This window comes from Teichococcus aestuarii (genome assembly GCF_003116135.1).
GTDB lineage: Bacteria > Pseudomonadota > Alphaproteobacteria > Acetobacterales > Acetobacteraceae > Pseudoroseomonas > Pseudoroseomonas aestuarii.
In genome coordinates this window covers 145,580-159,922 of record NZ_PDOA01000011.1, presented here as the reverse complement: position 1 = coordinate 159,922, position 14,343 = coordinate 145,580, and the positions used below count along the sequence as shown (strand labels likewise).

At 73.6% G+C, this 14,343-nt stretch carries 15 protein-coding genes and 1 pseudogene; 9 read left to right on the top strand and 7 right to left on the bottom strand.

Going from position 1 to position 14,343, the window contains the following annotated elements; translation table 11 throughout:
* Positions 1–206 precede the first annotated feature (206 nt).
* The 4 genes from CR165_RS24575 (at position 207) to CR165_RS16425 (ending at position 3,383) form a co-directional block, all read left to right on the top strand.
* Complete coding sequence (locus CR165_RS24575; RefSeq protein WP_146201922.1) at positions 207–491, top strand: hypothetical protein; 285 nt, start codon at positions 207–209, stop codon at positions 489–491.
* A 243-nt stretch (positions 492–734) separates the two neighbouring features.
* A complete protein-coding gene (locus CR165_RS16435; RefSeq protein WP_109518021.1) occupies positions 735–1,301 on the top strand; it encodes a transposase in 567 nt (188 codons plus the stop codon).
* A gap of 71 nt (positions 1,302–1,372) precedes the next feature.
* Positions 1,373–2,608: an argininosuccinate synthase gene (locus CR165_RS16430; RefSeq protein WP_109518020.1), complete on the top strand. Its 1,236-nt coding sequence runs from the start codon at positions 1,373–1,375 to the stop codon at positions 2,606–2,608.
* A 187-nt stretch (positions 2,609–2,795) separates the two neighbouring features.
* Positions 2,796–3,383 (top strand): hypothetical protein, encoded by a 588-nt coding sequence (locus tag CR165_RS16425; RefSeq protein WP_109518019.1) that lies wholly within the window; start codon positions 2,796–2,798, stop codon positions 3,381–3,383.
* Between the two features lie 95 nt (positions 3,384–3,478).
* Here CR165_RS16425 and CR165_RS16420 read toward each other — a convergent pair whose 3' ends face one another.
* Entirely contained in the window at positions 3,479–3,907 is a 429-nt protein-coding gene (locus CR165_RS16420) for a DoxX family protein (protein WP_109518018.1), read from the bottom strand.
* A 120-nt stretch (positions 3,908–4,027) separates the two neighbouring features.
* On the opposite strand from CR165_RS16420, the gene CR165_RS16415 reads away from it, so the two are divergent.
* The gene (locus CR165_RS16415; RefSeq protein ID WP_109518017.1) at positions 4,028–4,951 is read left to right on the top strand and encodes a LysR family transcriptional regulator; all 924 of its coding nucleotides are present in this window, start codon (positions 4,028–4,030) and stop codon (positions 4,949–4,951) included.
* A gap of 194 nt (positions 4,952–5,145) precedes the next feature.
* Here the strand turns inward: CR165_RS16415 and htpX are convergent, their stop codons facing one another.
* Positions 5,146–6,117 (bottom strand): zinc metalloprotease HtpX, encoded by a 972-nt coding sequence (gene htpX / locus CR165_RS16410; protein WP_109518016.1) that lies wholly within the window; start codon positions 6,115–6,117, stop codon positions 5,146–5,148.
* 42 nt (positions 6,118–6,159) lie between these two features.
* Here htpX and CR165_RS16405 point away from each other — a divergent pair, with 42 nt between their 5' ends.
* A complete protein-coding gene (locus CR165_RS16405) occupies positions 6,160–6,363 on the top strand; it encodes a DUF1674 domain-containing protein (RefSeq protein ID WP_456316320.1) in 204 nt (67 codons plus the stop codon).
* Positions 6,364–6,482: 119 nt separating this feature from the next.
* Here CR165_RS16405 and CR165_RS16400 read toward each other — a convergent pair whose 3' ends face one another.
* From CR165_RS16400 to CR165_RS16390, 3 genes are all read right to left on the bottom strand, one after another.
* Positions 6,483–7,685, bottom strand: coding sequence for an MFS transporter (locus CR165_RS16400; protein ID WP_109518035.1), 1,203 nt, complete (start codon positions 7,683–7,685; stop codon positions 6,483–6,485).
* Between the two features lie 75 nt (positions 7,686–7,760).
* Entirely contained in the window at positions 7,761–8,246 is a 486-nt protein-coding gene (locus CR165_RS16395) for a nucleoside deaminase (RefSeq protein WP_109518014.1), read from the bottom strand.
* A complete protein-coding gene (locus tag CR165_RS16390) occupies positions 8,221–8,985 on the bottom strand; it encodes an SDR family NAD(P)-dependent oxidoreductase (protein ID WP_109518013.1) in 765 nt (254 codons plus the stop codon). Before CR165_RS16390 ends, CR165_RS16395 begins: the two co-directional genes overlap by 26 nt.
* A gap of 171 nt (positions 8,986–9,156) precedes the next feature.
* Here CR165_RS16390 and CR165_RS16385 point away from each other — a divergent pair, with 171 nt between their 5' ends.
* From CR165_RS16385 to rsmD, 3 genes and pseudogenes are all read left to right on the top strand, one after another.
* Entirely contained in the window at positions 9,157–9,870 is a 714-nt protein-coding gene (locus CR165_RS16385) for a gamma-glutamyl-gamma-aminobutyrate hydrolase family protein (RefSeq protein ID WP_109518012.1), read from the top strand.
* 8 nt (positions 9,871–9,878) lie between these two features.
* Positions 9,879–10,613 (top strand): annotated as a pseudogene (locus CR165_RS16380) (pseudouridine synthase); the annotation flags it as partial.
* A gap of 355 nt (positions 10,614–10,968) precedes the next feature.
* A complete protein-coding gene (rsmD, locus tag CR165_RS16375) occupies positions 10,969–11,538 on the top strand; it encodes a 16S rRNA (guanine(966)-N(2))-methyltransferase RsmD (RefSeq protein ID WP_109518011.1) in 570 nt (189 codons plus the stop codon).
* A gap of 3 nt (positions 11,539–11,541) precedes the next feature.
* Here rsmD and CR165_RS16370 read toward each other — a convergent pair whose 3' ends face one another.
* A complete protein-coding gene (locus CR165_RS16370; protein WP_281262106.1) occupies positions 11,542–12,294 on the bottom strand; it encodes an SDR family NAD(P)-dependent oxidoreductase in 753 nt (250 codons plus the stop codon).
* Positions 12,295–12,320: 26 nt separating this feature from the next.
* Complete coding sequence (locus CR165_RS16365) at positions 12,321–14,228, bottom strand: capsular polysaccharide export protein, LipB/KpsS family (RefSeq protein WP_109518009.1); 1,908 nt, start codon at positions 14,226–14,228, stop codon at positions 12,321–12,323.
* Positions 14,229–14,343 lie beyond the last annotated feature (115 nt).

Sequence of the window (14,343 nt, the reverse complement as noted above, 5' to 3'; positions counted from 1 at the left end):
ACCGTGAGGCCTGGCCGCCTCGATCAGCGGCTCCCACACCGCCCAGGTCGCATCCGTGAGAAGCTGCTCGTCCTTGCCCTTCGCCATACCCAAAACATGGGAGTAGCATTCAAGCTCTAACAGGCCTTAATCAGGACGTGGAAGGCATGGCACCCTTATCTTGGATCATGAAAGAGCGAGAGCGCGCGAATTACGGGTCATGCCCGATGATCGAGCCCAATGCGCCTGCCTCGTTAGAAAAAATTACAAGGAACGTCTTAAGGACTCTTCTAAATCAGTATGCAAGTGATCCCGATTACATATGGGCCTTCCAAAAAGAGCATGCGATTCTTGCGATGCCGGTATGCCTTTTCAGGGATGTAGGGAAGAAGCTGAGTGGGCTTGCAGTTCTCCACGATGATGATGTGGAGAAATGCAGATCATACTTTAGGGACAAGAATGGTCCTTACGAAGTCCTCTTGTCGATTATGAAGAGGGTGACGGAGGCATAGCATACGCCAAATAGCCGCTTTCCGCCCAACCCTGCCTGATTGGCGTTCAGCGGCGTACGTCCTCTCTGGGGGGGGGAAGCCGTGGATCCATCTGGATGTCCGAGAAGGGCACAAAGCGGAACCGGGAGCCACAGCCATTCTCACCGCCTCCCGCGATTCGCCGCTTCGTGACAGCCTGCTCAAAACCTTGACAAAAGGCATAAATTCCTAATACCCTACCGCTCCCCCACCGGAGCGGCCCTCATGTCCCGGCTCACCCCGCCCGCCCCCTGGACCCCGCTGTCCGACGCCGCCTGGGCCGCCCTCCAGCCTTTCCTCCCGGCCCTCTCCCCCCAGGGCCGCCGCCTGGCCGATCCGCGCGCCCGGCTCGATGCCATCTTCCACCTCGCCCACCTTCCCGGCGCCGCCTGGAAGCACCTGCCGGAGCGCTTCGGCCGGCCGGACACCGTCGCCCGCTTCTTCCGCCGCCTCACCCATGCCGGCTTCTGGCACGCCCTGCTGCGCGCCCTCGCCAAGGCGCCGCCCGGCCACCCGCTGCGCGCCCTGGAATACGCCATCTGCCGCGCCTGCCGCCGCACCGCGCGGCTGGGCGGCCTGCCGCTCCTGCGCCTGATCCGCCGCCTCGGCCTGCGCTCGGCGCTCGGCGCGCCGCCCTGGCTGCTGCCCGATCCGCTTTTGTCCGAAACCCTGCACCGCCTGCCGCTCGGCCCGCGCCCGGGGGCCGCGGTGCTGCGCTCCCTCGGCCGGCTGCTGCGCGATGCCGCCGGCCGCGCGCGGATTCCCCGCTCCGTCCGCCTCGGCTGGGCATGAGCGCCTTGCCGGCGCCGCCCCGCTGCGGCAAACCCCTGGCCTTCGCTCGTTCGGACAAAGGGACCCACGCTATGGCGGTCAAGGACGTGAAAAAGGTGGTGCTCGCCTATTCCGGCGGGCTGGACACCTCCGTCATCCTCAAGTGGCTGCAGACCACCTACCAGTGCGAGGTGGTGACCTTCACCGCCGATCTCGGCCAGGGCGAGGAGTTGGGCCCGGCCCGCGACAAGGCCCTGATGCTGGGCATCAAGGAAGAGAACATCTTCATCGACGACCTGCGCGAGGAATTCACGCGGGATTTCGTCTTCCCGATGTTCCGCGCCAACGCGCTGTACGAGGGCCAGTACCTGCTGGGCACCTCCATCGCCCGCCCGCTCATCGCCAAGCGGCAGATCGAGATTGCGGAGATGGTGGGCGCCGACGCGGTGAGCCACGGCGCCACCGGCAAGGGCAACGACCAGGTCCGCTTCGAGATCGGCTACTATTCGCTGAAGCCGGACGTGAAGGTCATCGCCCCCTGGCGCGAATGGGACCTGACCAGCCGCACGAAGCTGCTGGAATTCGCCGAGGCCAACCAGATCCCCATCGCCAAGGACAAGCGCGGCGAGGCCCCCTTCTCGGTGGACGCGAACCTGCTGCACTCCTCCTCCGAGGGCAAGGTGCTGGAGGAGCCGTGGGACGAGCCGCCGGAGATCGTCTGGCAGCGCACCATCCGCCCCGAGGATGCTCCCGACGTCGCCACCGAGATCACCATCGAGTTCGAGCGCGGCGACGCGGTGGCGATCAATGGCGAGCGCCTCTCCCCCGCCACGCTGCTGACGAAGCTGAACGCGCTGGGCCGCGAGAACGGCATCGGCCGGCTCGACCTGGTGGAGAACCGCTTCGTCGGCATGAAGTCCCGCGGCTGCTACGAGACGCCGGGCGGCACCATCCTCTACGTGGCGCACCGCGCCATCGAGAGCATCACGCTCGACCGCGAGGTGGCCCACCTCAAGGACAGCCTGATGCCGCGCTACGCCGAGCTGATCTACAACGGCTTCTGGTTCGCGCCCGAGCGCCGCATGATCCAGGCGATGGTCGACGAGAGCCAGAAGAGCGTCTCCGGCACGGTGCGGCTGAAGCTCTACAAGGGCAACACCATCGTCACCGGCCGCCAGTCGCCCAACAGCCTCTACTCGATGAAGTACGTCACCTTCGAGGAGGACCAGGGCGCTTACGACCAGTTCGACGCCCAGGGCTTCATCAAGCTGAACGCGCTGCGCCTGCGCCTCGGCGCCATGGCCGGCCGCAAGGGCGGTGCGCTCTGAGCCGTTGAAAAGGCCGGGGGAAGGAATGCCCCCGGCCCCCCATCTCCCTTCTGCCCGCCTCCGGGCCTACGGCTGGGCAGGAAGGCGGGCAGGGGGCGCGAGGCAACCTGCCGGCGCCCCTCGCGTTCCTTCGGCATCGGGCCGCCCATCGGGGCGGCCGCAGACGAGCATGAAGGAGAAGGCAGCAATGGCCCGTATTTCCCTGACGATCGCGGCGGCGTCCCTGGCTCTGGCGGTGTCCGCCCCGCTGGCCCACGCGCAGATGGGCAGCGCCGTTCCGCCCGGCAACAGCATGGGCAGCGGCGGCATGCCGGGTGGCATGTCCGGCAGCATGGGCTCCGGCAGCAGCATGCAGGGCAGCAGCAGCATGCAGGGCAGCGGCGCCGCGATGGGCGGCCCGGGCGCCGCCAGCGGCGGGACCATGCAGGGCTCCGGCATGAGCGGGTCCGGAATGACAGGCCAGGGCATGAGCAACCCGGGCATGAGCGGCTCGGGCATGAGCGGTTCCGCAACGACGGGCCAGGGCATGAGCGGCTCAGGCATGACGGGGCAGGGCATGGGTGCCTCGGGCATGCAGCGCCCGATGGGCTCGGCCTCGACCTACGGCATGGGCGGCATGACGGGCCAGGGTTCGGCCGGCAACACCATGTCCACGCCGGCGCAGCCCCTGGCGGGCGTGCAGTTGCCGCAGCAGGGCGTCGGCAACGGTGCCTACAATGGCGGCGGCGTCGTGCTGGAGCACCTGCCGGACGGTACGACGCGCATCGTCCGCTGAGGCGAAGCGGCGGCAGCCGTCCGGCACTGCGGCGCCGGGCGGCTGCGATGAGGATTTAAGGGGCCGCTCCCGCGAGGGATCGGCCCTTTCGCCGTTCAGGCGGTGACAGCCTGGCGACGGCCCGTGAGCGCGGCGGTGGAGAGCGCCCAGGCGCCGTTGCCGAGGCCCGCCTGCACCAGCAGCGCCACCGTCCAGAACAGCGGGAACTCCCAGCCGCCGCCCGGACGGCTGAACACCCAGCCATTGCCGAGGTGCTGCATCGTGGCGCCGACCAGGATCGGCACCGCCAGCAGCGAGACGAGGCGGGTCCAGAGGCCCAGGATCAGGGCGATGCCGGCGGCCGTCTCGGCCAGCGCCACCACGGCGCCCAGCACCGGCGGATAGCCCAGGCTGCCGAAATAGCCCATCGTGCCGGCAAGGCCGAAGGTCATCACCTTCATCAGGAAGCCATGGGCCAGGAACATCACCCCGAGGCTGACGCGCAGCAGCAGGGTGGCATAGGGGATCAGGCGGGGGTCGTTCATCGGTTCGCTCGCTTGCGGAGGATGGAAGGACGGCCTTCCCGGCCGTGTCGCCGCTTTCCTAGACCCGGCGAGACCCTGGCTTCCAAACGCCATGCGGAACGGTCATCATTCGCGCCATCAATGGCCGACCTTTCCACCCTGGACCTGAACCTGCTGCGGGTGTTCGACGCCGTGGCGCGCGAGCGGCACGTGACGCGCGCGGCGCAGCGGCTGAACCTGTCGCAGCCCGCCGTCTCCAACGCCCTCTCCCGCCTGCGGCTGGTGCTGAAGGACGAGCTGTTCCTGCGCCGCCCGGGCGGGGTGGAGCCCACCGCCCTGGCCCTCTCCCTGGCCGAGCCGGTGGCGGAGGTGCTGGACCGGCTGCGCGGCGCGCTGGCAGCGCACGCGCCCTTCGACCCCGCCACCTCGGACCGGGTCTTCCCCATCGGCCTGTCGGAATATGCCGAGGCGGTGCTGGCGCCGCCGCTGCTGGCCGCCATGGCGCGGGAGGCGCCCGGCTGCCTGCTGGCGATCCGCCACGCGGACCGGGTGAACGCGCTGGAGATGCTGGAGGCGGATGCGGTGCAGATAGTGCTCGGCATGCTGGCCGAGCCGCCTGCCCTCTACACCCGCCTGCGGCTGCTGCCGGAAGGCTTCCTCACCCTGATGCGCCGCGGCCACCCGCTGGCCGAGGGCGAGATGACACTGGCGCGCTTCACCGCCTGGCCGCACCTGCTGCATTCGCCCAACGGCTCGCGCGATGGCGCGCTGGACGGGCCGCTGCGCGAGGCGGGCCATCCGCGCCGGCTGGGCGCGGTGGTGGCGCATCTCTCGGCGGTGCCCGCCATCCTGAAGGGCACCGACATGGTGATGACGCTCTCCGCCCGGCTGGCCACGCAGATGGCCGAGGCGCACGGGCTGCTGCTGCGCCCCTGCCCGGTGGAGACGCCGCACATGCGGCTGTCGCTGATCTTCCCGCGCCGCTTCGAGGCGGACCCCGGCCATGCCTGGCTGCGCCGCCGCCTGCTGGCCGTGGCGCGCGAGGCCACGCCCGCCGCCAGCTGAGCCGGGGGCTCTCCGCGCCCCCCGCGCCGCCTGGAGAGGCCACGCTGCCTCCGGCCCTTACCAGATCGCGATGCGCGGACCCTGCGCCCCGCCCGAGGCGGGCGAGCGCCCAGGTGGCGCGCAGCCAGGCGAAGCGCCGGCGCCCCCGGGCGGATCGGCCATGGCGGATCGGCCATGCTCCGCGGAAGCTGGGATCAGCCCCAGGGGCCGCGCTGCCGCCGCGGCGGCGCCGCGCCCCAGGGCCCCGGCGCCGCACCCGTGCCGCCCGCCGGCGGCAGGCCCGTCTGCGGAATGAAGGAGGCCTGCCCCCGCCCGCGTGGCGGCCCCATCTGCCCGGCCAGCTCCATCAGCGCCGCCACGCGGTTCTCGGTCTTGGGATGGGTGGAGAACAGCCCGTCCATCCGCAGCCCGGCCAGCGGGTTGATGATGAACATGTGGGCGGTGGCCGGGTTGGCCTCGGCCGCCTGGTTCACATGCGTCAGGCGGCCCTGCTCCAGCCGCCTCAGGGCGTTGGCCAGGCCCAGCGGGTTGCCGCTGATCTCGGCCCCCGCCCGGTCCGCCTCGTATTCGCGGGAGCGGCTGATGGCCATCTGCACGATCATCGCGCCGATCGGCGCCAGCAGCATCACCAGGATGGCGGCAATCGGGTTCATGCCGCGCTCGCGGTTGCCGCCGAACAGGAAGCCGAACTGCGCCAGCATGCCGATGGCGCCCGCCAGGCAGGCGGTCATGGTCATGATCAGCGTGTCGCGGTTCCGGATATGCGCCAGCTCGTGGGCGATGACGCCGGCCACCTCGTCGGGCGGCATGCGGTTGAGCAGGCCGGTGTTGACGGCCACCGCCGCCTTCTCCGGGCTGCGGCCGGTGGCGAAGGCGTTCGGCTGGTCCTCGTGGATGATGTAGAGCGCCGGCATGGGCAGCCCGGCATTCTGCGCCAGCCGCGCCGTCATCCGGTAGAGTTCCGGCGCCTCCTGCGGGCCGACGGGCTGCGCGTTGTGCATGCGCAGCACCATCCGGTCGCTGTTCCACCAGGCGAAGAGGTTGGTGGCGCAGGCCACGCCGAAGGCGACCATCATGCCGCTCCGCCCGCCGATGACGCCGCCCACGGCGACGAACAGCGCCGTCATCGCCGCCAGCAGGAGGGTTGTGCGCAGATATCCGTTCATGCCCTCTTTCCGTTCCCCAGCTTCCCACCCCAGATGGGGAGCATGACGAGCCCTGAGCAAGAGGCCGCCCCGCCGGCCCGCCCCGACCCGACCCAGCCCCCCGCCGCAGCCCCGCAGGACCAGGCGGCGGCCCCCGCGCCGAAGCCGCCCGCCACGCCAATGCCGCCCGAGATCGGCGGCCCCGCCGGGCCGGAGCCGACCCGCTTCGGCGACTGGGAGCGCAAGGGCCGCGTCAGCGATTTCTGAGGCGCGGCCGGCCGCCAGGACGGGGCGGCGGATGGGGAGAGGGAACGGCCCGTGAATCCCGCCGCCGCCGCGTCAGCGATTCGTTCGCGCGACTCGGCGGCCTGCTTTCCGGCTTTGTTCTATCCATCCCCTCGGCCCCGGCGCTGGCCGGCCAGCCAGACACTGACGCCCAGCACCCCGGCGCCGCAGAGCAGCAGCGCCGGCGATGGCCCCGCCGCCGCCTGGGCCAGGCCGAACAGCACCGGCCCCACCGCCTGCCCCAGGAAGTAGCAGAAGGCGTGCAGCGCCACGGCCGAGCCGCGCGCCAGCGGCGCCACCTCCGTCACGCGGGTCTGGATGCTGTTGTGCAGCATGAAGAAGCCCAGCCCCACCAGCAGCGCGCCGCCAATGCCGAGATCCGGCTGCCCGGCGCTCCAGCCCAGGGCGAGGGCGGCCATGCCCAGCGCCACGCTGGCGCCGGCCAGCCGCATCATCTGCGCCTGCCCCAGCCGGCGCAGCAGCAGCGGCGCCAGCAGCGTGTAGCCGAAGCCGCCCAGGCCGAAGGCCGTCACCGCCAGCCCGGCGCGCAGCAGCCCGTGCCCGTCCTGCCCTAGCAGCACGGCGAGGAAGGGGAACATGCCGAAGACGAACATCCCCTCCAGCAGCACGCCGAGATAGAGGGGCCGCGCCGCCGGGGTGCGCAGGATCTCGCCATAGCGCCGCAGCACCATGGGGATGGAGGGCGGGGCGGCGGGCAGAACGGGCGCCGGCCGTCGGCGCGCATCCCACGCCATCACCGCGCAGGAGAGGGCGGCGGCCCCGGCGCAGACCCCCATCACCCCGCGCCAGCCGATGAAGGGCGCCAGCGCCCCCGAGACCGCGCCGCCCGCCAGCTGGCCCAGGATGGCGCAGGCCAGCACCCGGCTGATGGCGAGCTGGCGCTGCGCCATCGGCACCGTGTCGCCGAACAGGGCGAGGGTGAGGGGGAAGATGCCGCCCGCCGCCAGCCCGGCGGCGATGCGCGCGGCGAAGAGGCTGTCCAGCCCCGGCGCCAGGGCGCAGGCCGCCAGCATCACCGCCAGCAGGCCGATGCAGAGCAGCACCACGCGCCGCTTGCCGAAGGCGTCGCCCACCGGGCCGAGCACCGGCTGCACCAGCGCGTAGGGCAGGGTGAAGGCGCTGGCCAGCAGGGCCACCGTCTCGTGCGGGGTGGCGAAGTCCTGCGCCAGCTCGCCCATCAGGGGGTCGAGCGCCCGGCCGGCCAGGGCGCCGGCGAAGCCGCTCATTCCGAACACCGCCACCATCCGGCGGATGGCGGCGGGGTCGGGCTGTATCGATTCCATGCGCCGGATGCTGCGCCCGGGGATGCGCGGCGCCAAGGCCACGCCGCCGCAAAGGCGCCTCAGCCCCCTCACGCATTAGCCTTTGGTGCGCAGCCCGGCGAAGAACGCCCGCAGCAGCGCGCCGCATTCCCGCTCCCGCACGCCGCCCACCACCTCCGGCGCGTGATGGCAGGAGGGGGCGGCGTAGATGCGGGCGCCGTGCTCCACCCCGCCGCCCTTGGGATCGTAGGCGCCGAACACCACGCGCCGCACGCGGAAGAAGCTGGCCGCCTGGGCGCACATCGGGCAGGGCTCCAGCGTCACGGTCAGGGTGCAGCCCGGCAGGCGGGGGGAGCCGCGCGCCGCCGCCGCCTGGCGCAGCGCCAGCATCTCGGCATGGGCGCTGGCGTCGTGGTCCTGCTCCACCCGGTTGCCGGCGCGGCCGAGCACGCGCCCGGCCGCATCCGTCACCACCGCCCCCACCGGCACCTCGCCCCGCGCCGCGGCGGCGCGTGCCTCCGCGAGGGCGATCTCGATGGGGGAGGGGGCCGGCCGGTCAGGGCCCGATGAGCTGGCCGCCATCCACCACGATGCTCTGCGCCGTCACCCAGCGGGCGCGGCGGGAGGCGAGGAACAGCACCACATCCGCCACCTCCTCCGGGTGGCCGAGCCGGCCGAAGGGGATCTGCTCCAGCGTGGCGTTGTAGAGGGCGGGGTTGCTCTGCCGCCGCTCCTCCCAGGAGCCGCCGGGGAACTCGATGGAGCCCGGCGCCACGGCGTTCACGCGGATGCGCTTCTCCGCCAGCATCTTCGCCTGGCTGCTGGTGTAGTGCATCACCGCCGCCTTGATGGCGCCGTAGGGCGGCGTCCGCTTGCTGGCCCGCAGCGCCGAGATGGAGGAGACGTTGATGATGGAGGCGCCGCCCTCCAGCTTCGGCGCCGCCTCGGCGAGGTAGGGCTCGGCCGCATGGCTGGCGCGGACGATGGCCATCATGTCCACGTCGAAGGAGGCGGCCCAGCCCGCCTCGTCATCCGTGGCGCCGAAGCCGGAGGCGTTGTTCACCAGCACGTCGATGCCGCCCAGCGCCTTGGCGGCGGCCGGGATGAAGGCGGCGATGTCCGCTGCCTTCGCGAGGTCGCAGGGGGCTGCGAAGGCGGTGACGCCGAGCGCCGCCACCTCGGCCCGCGTCGCTTCCAGCGCATCCTTCCCGCGCGCGCAGAGCGCGACCGAGGCGCCTTCCTGCGCGAAGCCGAGCGCGATGCTGCGGCCGATGCCGCGGCTGCCGCCCATCACCACCACACGCCTGCCCTGAAGCTGCATCCCGCTCTCCCGCGCTTTCATTGGATGACGAGATCAGCCCAAACCCCGGGGCGGGTAAACCCGCCGACTCGCAGAAAAAAGATGGGGGTCCGGGGGAATTCCTTCCCCCGGCCTTGCCTGCCCCCGACTTCCTCGTTGTGAAGCCGTGCGCCCAGGGGTAGCAACCGCCTCATGCGCACCCTTCCCCTGATCGGCCTGACCCTGGATGCGGAGCAGCCCGGCGGCTACTCGAAGCTTCCCTGGTATGCCCTCCGCCAGAACTACTTTGACAGTGTCGTCCGGGCCGGCGGCCTGCCCGTCGCCCTGCCGCACGCGCCGGAGCTGGCCGAGCAGTATCTCGACACCATCGACGGGCTGCTGGTCACTGGCGGCGCCTTCGACGTGGACCCCTCGCTCTATGGCGGCGGCCCGGCCCACCCCACGGTGGCGCTGAAGCAGGGGCGCACCGCCTTCGAGCTGGCCATGGTGCAGGGCGCGCTGAAGCGGGACATGCCCATCCTCGGCATCTGCGGCGGCGAGCAGCTGCTGGCGGTGGCGCTGGGCGGCACGCTGATCCAGCACATCCCGGACGCCGTGCCGGATGCCCTGGCGCATGAGCAGCCCAACCCGCGCACCGAGCCGGGGCACGAGGTCGCCATCTCCGAGGGCACGCTGCTGGCCCGCGTGGTGGGCGGCGCCCGCATGGCGGTGAACTCGGCCCACCACCAGGCGGTGGAGACGCCCGGCCCGCTGGCGGTGGTGAACGCCGTGGCGCCGGACGGGGTGATCGAGGGCATCGAATCCACCCGCCATCGCTTCGCCCTCGGCGTGCAGTGGCACCCGGAATACGCGGTGGACGCGGCCGACCAGGGCATCCTCGACGCCTTCGTGGCGGCCTGCCGGTGAGCGGCGAGATGGAAGCCGGGGGCACCCCCGGGGGCGGCGCCAAGGGCGAGCGCATCGCCAAGTGGCTGGCCCGCGCCGGCATCGCCAGCCGGCGGGACGCGGAGAAGCTGGTGGCCGAGGGGCAGGTGGCGCTGAACGGCACGGTGGTGGAGAGCCCCGCCACCTTCGTCGGGCCGGAGGATGTGGTGACGGTGGCCGGCAAGCCGGTGGGCACGCCGGAGCGCACCCGGCTGTTCCGCTACCACAAGCCGCCGGGGCTGGTGACCACGCACAAGGACCCCGAGGGGCGCCGCACCGTGTTCGAGGAACTGCCGGCCGGCCTGCCGCGGCTGGTCTCCGTCGGCCGGCTGGACCTCAATTCCGAGGGGCTGCTGCTGCTGACCAATGATGGCGCCCTCTCGCGCAAGCTGGAGCTGCCGCAGAATGCCTGGGTGCGCCGCTACCGCGCCCGCGTGCATGGCCGGGTGGACGAGCGGGCGCTCGCCGAGCTGGCGCGCGGCGTGACGGTGGAGGGCGTGGCCTATGGCCCGATCGAGGCGGGGCTCGATTCCCGCCAGGGCACCAATGCCTGGCTCACCGTCTCGCTGCAGGAGGGCAAGAATCGCGAGGTGCGCCGCGTGCTGCAGCATCTCGGCCTGACGGTGACGCGGCTGATCCGCACCGCCTACGGCCCCTTCACCCTCGGCCCGCTGCCGCGCGGCGCGGTGGAGGAGGTGAACGCCAAGGTGCTGCGCGAGCAGCTCGGGCTGGACGCGCCGCCGCGCGTGCTGCGCGGGGTGGAGCGCGCCCGGGCCGCCGCCGCCGCCCAGGACAAGGCCACCCAGGAGAAGGCCACCCGAGAGAAGGCTGGAGACGCGCCGGCGCGGCCCGCGGCGCCGAAGCCGGAGGCCATGCAGCGCAGCCGCCCGGCCAAGCCGCCGCGCGCCCGCAACGCCACCGAGCAGTTCCGCAGCCCCTGGGGCGCGGTGGTGCAGGGGCCGGACGCCGCGGACCAGCCGCAGGGCCCCGGCGGCCGCCGGCGCGGGCCCTCGGCCGGCCGGCCGCAGGGCGCGGGCGGCGCCGGCGGGCCGCGCGGCCCGCGCAAGCCGCGCTGAGGCCATGCGCATCATCGCCGGGCGCCACCGGGGGCGCCGCCTGGAGGCCGCCCCCGGTGCCACCACCCGCCCCACCGCCGACCGGGTGCGGCAGGCGCTGTTCGACATGCTCTGGCACGCCCCCTGGGCCGGCCGCGCGGCGGTGGAGGAGGCGGCGGTGCTGGACGCCTTCGCCGGCACCGGCGCGCTGGGGCTGGAGGCGCTCTCGCGCGGCGCCGCCTCGGCCTGCTTCATCGAGCGGGACCGCGTGGCGCTGGGCGTGCTGCGCGCCAACATCACCGCCTGCGGCGAGGGGGAGCGCGCCCGCATCCTGCCCGGCGACGCCACCCGCCCGCCGCGCGCCCCGGCGCCTTGCGGGCTGATCTTCCTCGACCCGCCCTATGCGCAGGACCTGGTGCCGCGCGCCCTCGCCGCCCTGGGCGCGGCGGGATGGGTGGCGCCGGGCGCGCTGGTGGTGGCCGAGACGGGGCGGGAGGAGGCGCTGCCGCTGGAGGGGCCGCTCGCCGGCTTCACGGAGCTTGCCACGCGCGAGCATGGCGCGGCCCGGCTGCACTGCCTGCGCGCGCCCGGCTGAGAATTATCTTTCCCTAATGCGGAACGCCATCCGGCGGACGCAGCCATCCACCCAGGCCGCCGGCAGCAGCGGCGAGAGGCGCAGCGCCCAGGCCAGCGGCCAGGGAAAGGCCAGTTGCGCCGCGCCCCGCCGCAGGGCGCGCTCCAGCTTCGCCGCCGCCGCCTCGGCGCTGATGGAGAGCGGGCGGGGCCCCTCCCAGCGGGCGCCCATGGCGCTGTCGAAGAAGCCGGGGGCCACCAGCGTCACCCGCAGGCCGGCAGGGCGCAGCCCGGCGCGCAGCGCCTCGCCATAGGCCCAGAGCCCGGCCTTGCTGGCGCAGTAGCCGGGGCTGTCCGGCAGGCCGCGGAAGGCGGCCAGCGAGGCCACCAGCCCGATATGGCCATGCCCGCGCGCCCGCATCGCCGGCCAGAGCGGCTCCACCAGGTTCATCGCCCCCAGCAGGTTCACCGCCACCTGCTCGTGCGCGGCGGCCAGCCCCTCGGGCGCGCCGCCGGGGCGGGTGCCGGCGGCGATGCCGGCATTGGCCACCACCAGATCGACCGGCGCCGCGGCGTCCCAGCCGGCCAGCAGCCGGGCCATGCCCCCGGCATCGCGCACATCCTGCACCGCCGGGCAGGGCTCGGCGCCGCGCGCCGCCACGGCGGCCGCCACGCGCGCCAGGGCTGCCGCGTCCCGCCCGATCAGCCCGATCCTCACCCCCGGCGCGGCCAGCCGGCAGGCCAGCGCCGCCCCCAGCCCGCGCGAGGCGCCGCTGATGACGACGCTGCGGAAGGCCGGCGCGCTCAGCGCAGCCCCCGCAGGCGCGAGACCCAGCCGCGCAGCCAGCCCTCCACGCCCCGGTGCGCGGTGAGGGGCGAGACCTTCCAGGCGGCGGGGTCGTCCAGCCGCTCCAGGATCAGCTCGGGCGGGCAGGGCAGCTCCGTCACCGGGTCCACCTGCCGGGGGAACAGGATCAGCGTGGCGGCCACCAGCGCGTCCAGGCTGAGGGGGCGGCCACGCCGGGGCGGCGGGGCGCGGTCCTCGGTCAGGCCCCAGCCGGCGTAGAAGGGCTGGCCGTAGGTGACCACCGGCACGCCGCGCAGCAGCGCCTCGAAGCCGGAGAGCGAGGTGAGGGTGTGCACCGCCTCCACCTGCGGCAGCAGGGCGGGCAGGGCGGCGCCGGTCACCACCTGGTCGGCCAGGCCGGCCAGCGCCGCGGCGGGCAGGCGGCCCTTGCGGAAGCCCGCCTCGAGGTCGGGGTGCGGCTTGTAGACCAGCCAGGCCCCGGGATGCGCGGCGCGCACGGCGCGCAGCAGCGCCAGGTTGCCCTGGATCGGCCCGCCGCCCAGCCGCACCGAGGCGTCGTCCTCCACCTGGCCCGGCACCAGCAGCCGGGCGCGGCCGGCGGGTGCCGCGATCTCCGGCGCCGCGCCGGCCAGATTGTACTTGCTGATGCCGCGCGCCACGATCGCCGCGCGCAGCGCCGCGGCGCGGGAGAGCAGCTCGGGCGGGAAGTCGGCGGTGGCGAGCAGGTGCTCCAGCGCGCTGGGCCGGGCGGGGTCGTAGTAGACGCCCTGGTCATCCACCGCATAGGCGGCGCCGGGCAGGAAGCGCGCGCCCAGCCCGCGCGAGCGGACGAAGCCATCCTCCACCGTCAGCAGCCGCACACCCTCGGCCTCGCAGCGGGCGCGGAAGCCCTCCGGCACGCGGCCGGCCCAGGCGGCGATGGCGCCGCCCTGCCGCCGGGCGATGGCGATGGCCCGCTCCGGCCGGCCGGTGAAGCCGGGGGTGCCGCCCGCATGGGCGAACAGCGCGGCGATGCGCGCGCGCTTCCAGGGCGCCATGCCCAGGCACACCGCCACCTGCCGGTTCTCCCGCTGCACCGCCTGCCACCGGGCCAGCTGCTCCAGTGCCTGCTCGAAGGGCCAGGGGCGTTGCAGGAAGGGATCGGCACAGCGGGTGGCGGCGATCAGCGCGGCCCAGCGCGGCGCCGGGTCCAGCAGCCGCCCCGAGACCCGCACCCCGGCGGCGGCCGCCAGCAGCGCCATCTCGGCCGAGGCGCCGTGCAGATCCTCCGCCAGGTCCAGCAGGGTCCAGGGCGAGAGGCGGACCTTGAGCAGCCGCGCCCCCGGCGGCGGGCGCAGCAGCGGCGGCAGCTCCGGCGGGGCGGCCGGGTCGCGTGCCAGCAGCACGGGGCGCCCCGCCGCCATGGCCAGCGCCGAGGCCAGGGCGGCGCGGGCGGCCGGCAGCCGGGCAGGATCGCAGGGGTCGAGCACCAGCACCGCGGCGCGTGCCGGCATGCGCAGCCGGGCGGCACCCGGATCGGGGAGGCAGGGCTCGCCGCCGGCCCGGCTGAGCACCGCCTGTCCGGCCGCCTGCCGGGCGCGGTGCAGCGCCGCCGCGTCGGCCACGGGGGGAGGCGCCAGCGGGGCGTCCTGCAGCATGGCGGGCAGCGGGCCGCACGGCATCAGGGCCACCGGCCGCTGGCGCGGCCCGAAGCGGGGTGCGCGCAGCAGGCCGGGCGCATAGCGGATGAGGCCCGTGGCCGGCGGCAGGGAGGGACTCGGCGCACCGGCCGCAACGGCGTACAGCGCGGCCTCGGCCGCCGTGGCCAGCCGGTATTCCGGCCAGAAGGCAGCCAGATGGGCGGCTTCCTCTGCCGTGGCCTGCGGAAAGGCGATGCTCTTGGAGAGGTCCGTCAGCGAACTCATCCCACGCGCAAAGGGGAAGAAAGACAAACGCAATGCGCGTAATAAATATATTCATCACACGCAAGCATGCGAGTTTTGCCAGCCGCTTTGCACTGCGTTAGGTTTCGGCCATGCA

Coding starts and splice junctions, on each gene's coding strand:
- CR165_RS24575 (WP_146201922.1), top strand. CDS start 207: ATGATCGAGCCCAATGCGCCTGCCTCGTTAGAAAAAATTACAAGGAAC.
- CR165_RS16435 (WP_109518021.1), top strand. CDS start 735: ATGTCCCGGCTCACCCCGCCCGCCCCCTGGACCCCGCTGTCCGACGCC.
- CR165_RS16430 (WP_109518020.1), top strand. CDS start 1,373: ATGGCGGTCAAGGACGTGAAAAAGGTGGTGCTCGCCTATTCCGGCGGG.
- CR165_RS16425 (WP_109518019.1), top strand. CDS start 2,796: ATGGCCCGTATTTCCCTGACGATCGCGGCGGCGTCCCTGGCTCTGGCG.
- CR165_RS16420 (WP_109518018.1), bottom strand. CDS start 3,907: ATGAACGACCCCCGCCTGATCCCCTATGCCACCCTGCTGCTGCGCGTC.
- CR165_RS16415 (WP_109518017.1), top strand. CDS start 4,028: ATGGCCGACCTTTCCACCCTGGACCTGAACCTGCTGCGGGTGTTCGAC.
- htpX (WP_109518016.1), bottom strand. CDS start 6,117: ATGAACGGATATCTGCGCACAACCCTCCTGCTGGCGGCGATGACGGCG.
- CR165_RS16405 (WP_456316320.1), top strand. CDS start 6,160: ATGACGAGCCCTGAGCAAGAGGCCGCCCCGCCGGCCCGCCCCGACCCG.
- CR165_RS16400 (WP_109518035.1), bottom strand. CDS start 7,685: ATGGAATCGATACAGCCCGACCCCGCCGCCATCCGCCGGATGGTGGCG.
- CR165_RS16395 (WP_109518014.1), bottom strand. CDS start 8,246: ATGGCGGCCAGCTCATCGGGCCCTGACCGGCCGGCCCCCTCCCCCATC.
- CR165_RS16390 (WP_109518013.1), bottom strand. CDS start 8,985: ATGCAGCTTCAGGGCAGGCGTGTGGTGGTGATGGGCGGCAGCCGCGGC.
- CR165_RS16385 (WP_109518012.1), top strand. CDS start 9,157: ATGCGCACCCTTCCCCTGATCGGCCTGACCCTGGATGCGGAGCAGCCC.
- rsmD (WP_109518011.1), top strand. CDS start 10,969: ATGCGCATCATCGCCGGGCGCCACCGGGGGCGCCGCCTGGAGGCCGCC.
- CR165_RS16365 (WP_109518009.1), bottom strand. CDS start 14,228: ATGAGTTCGCTGACGGACCTCTCCAAGAGCATCGCCTTTCCGCAGGCC.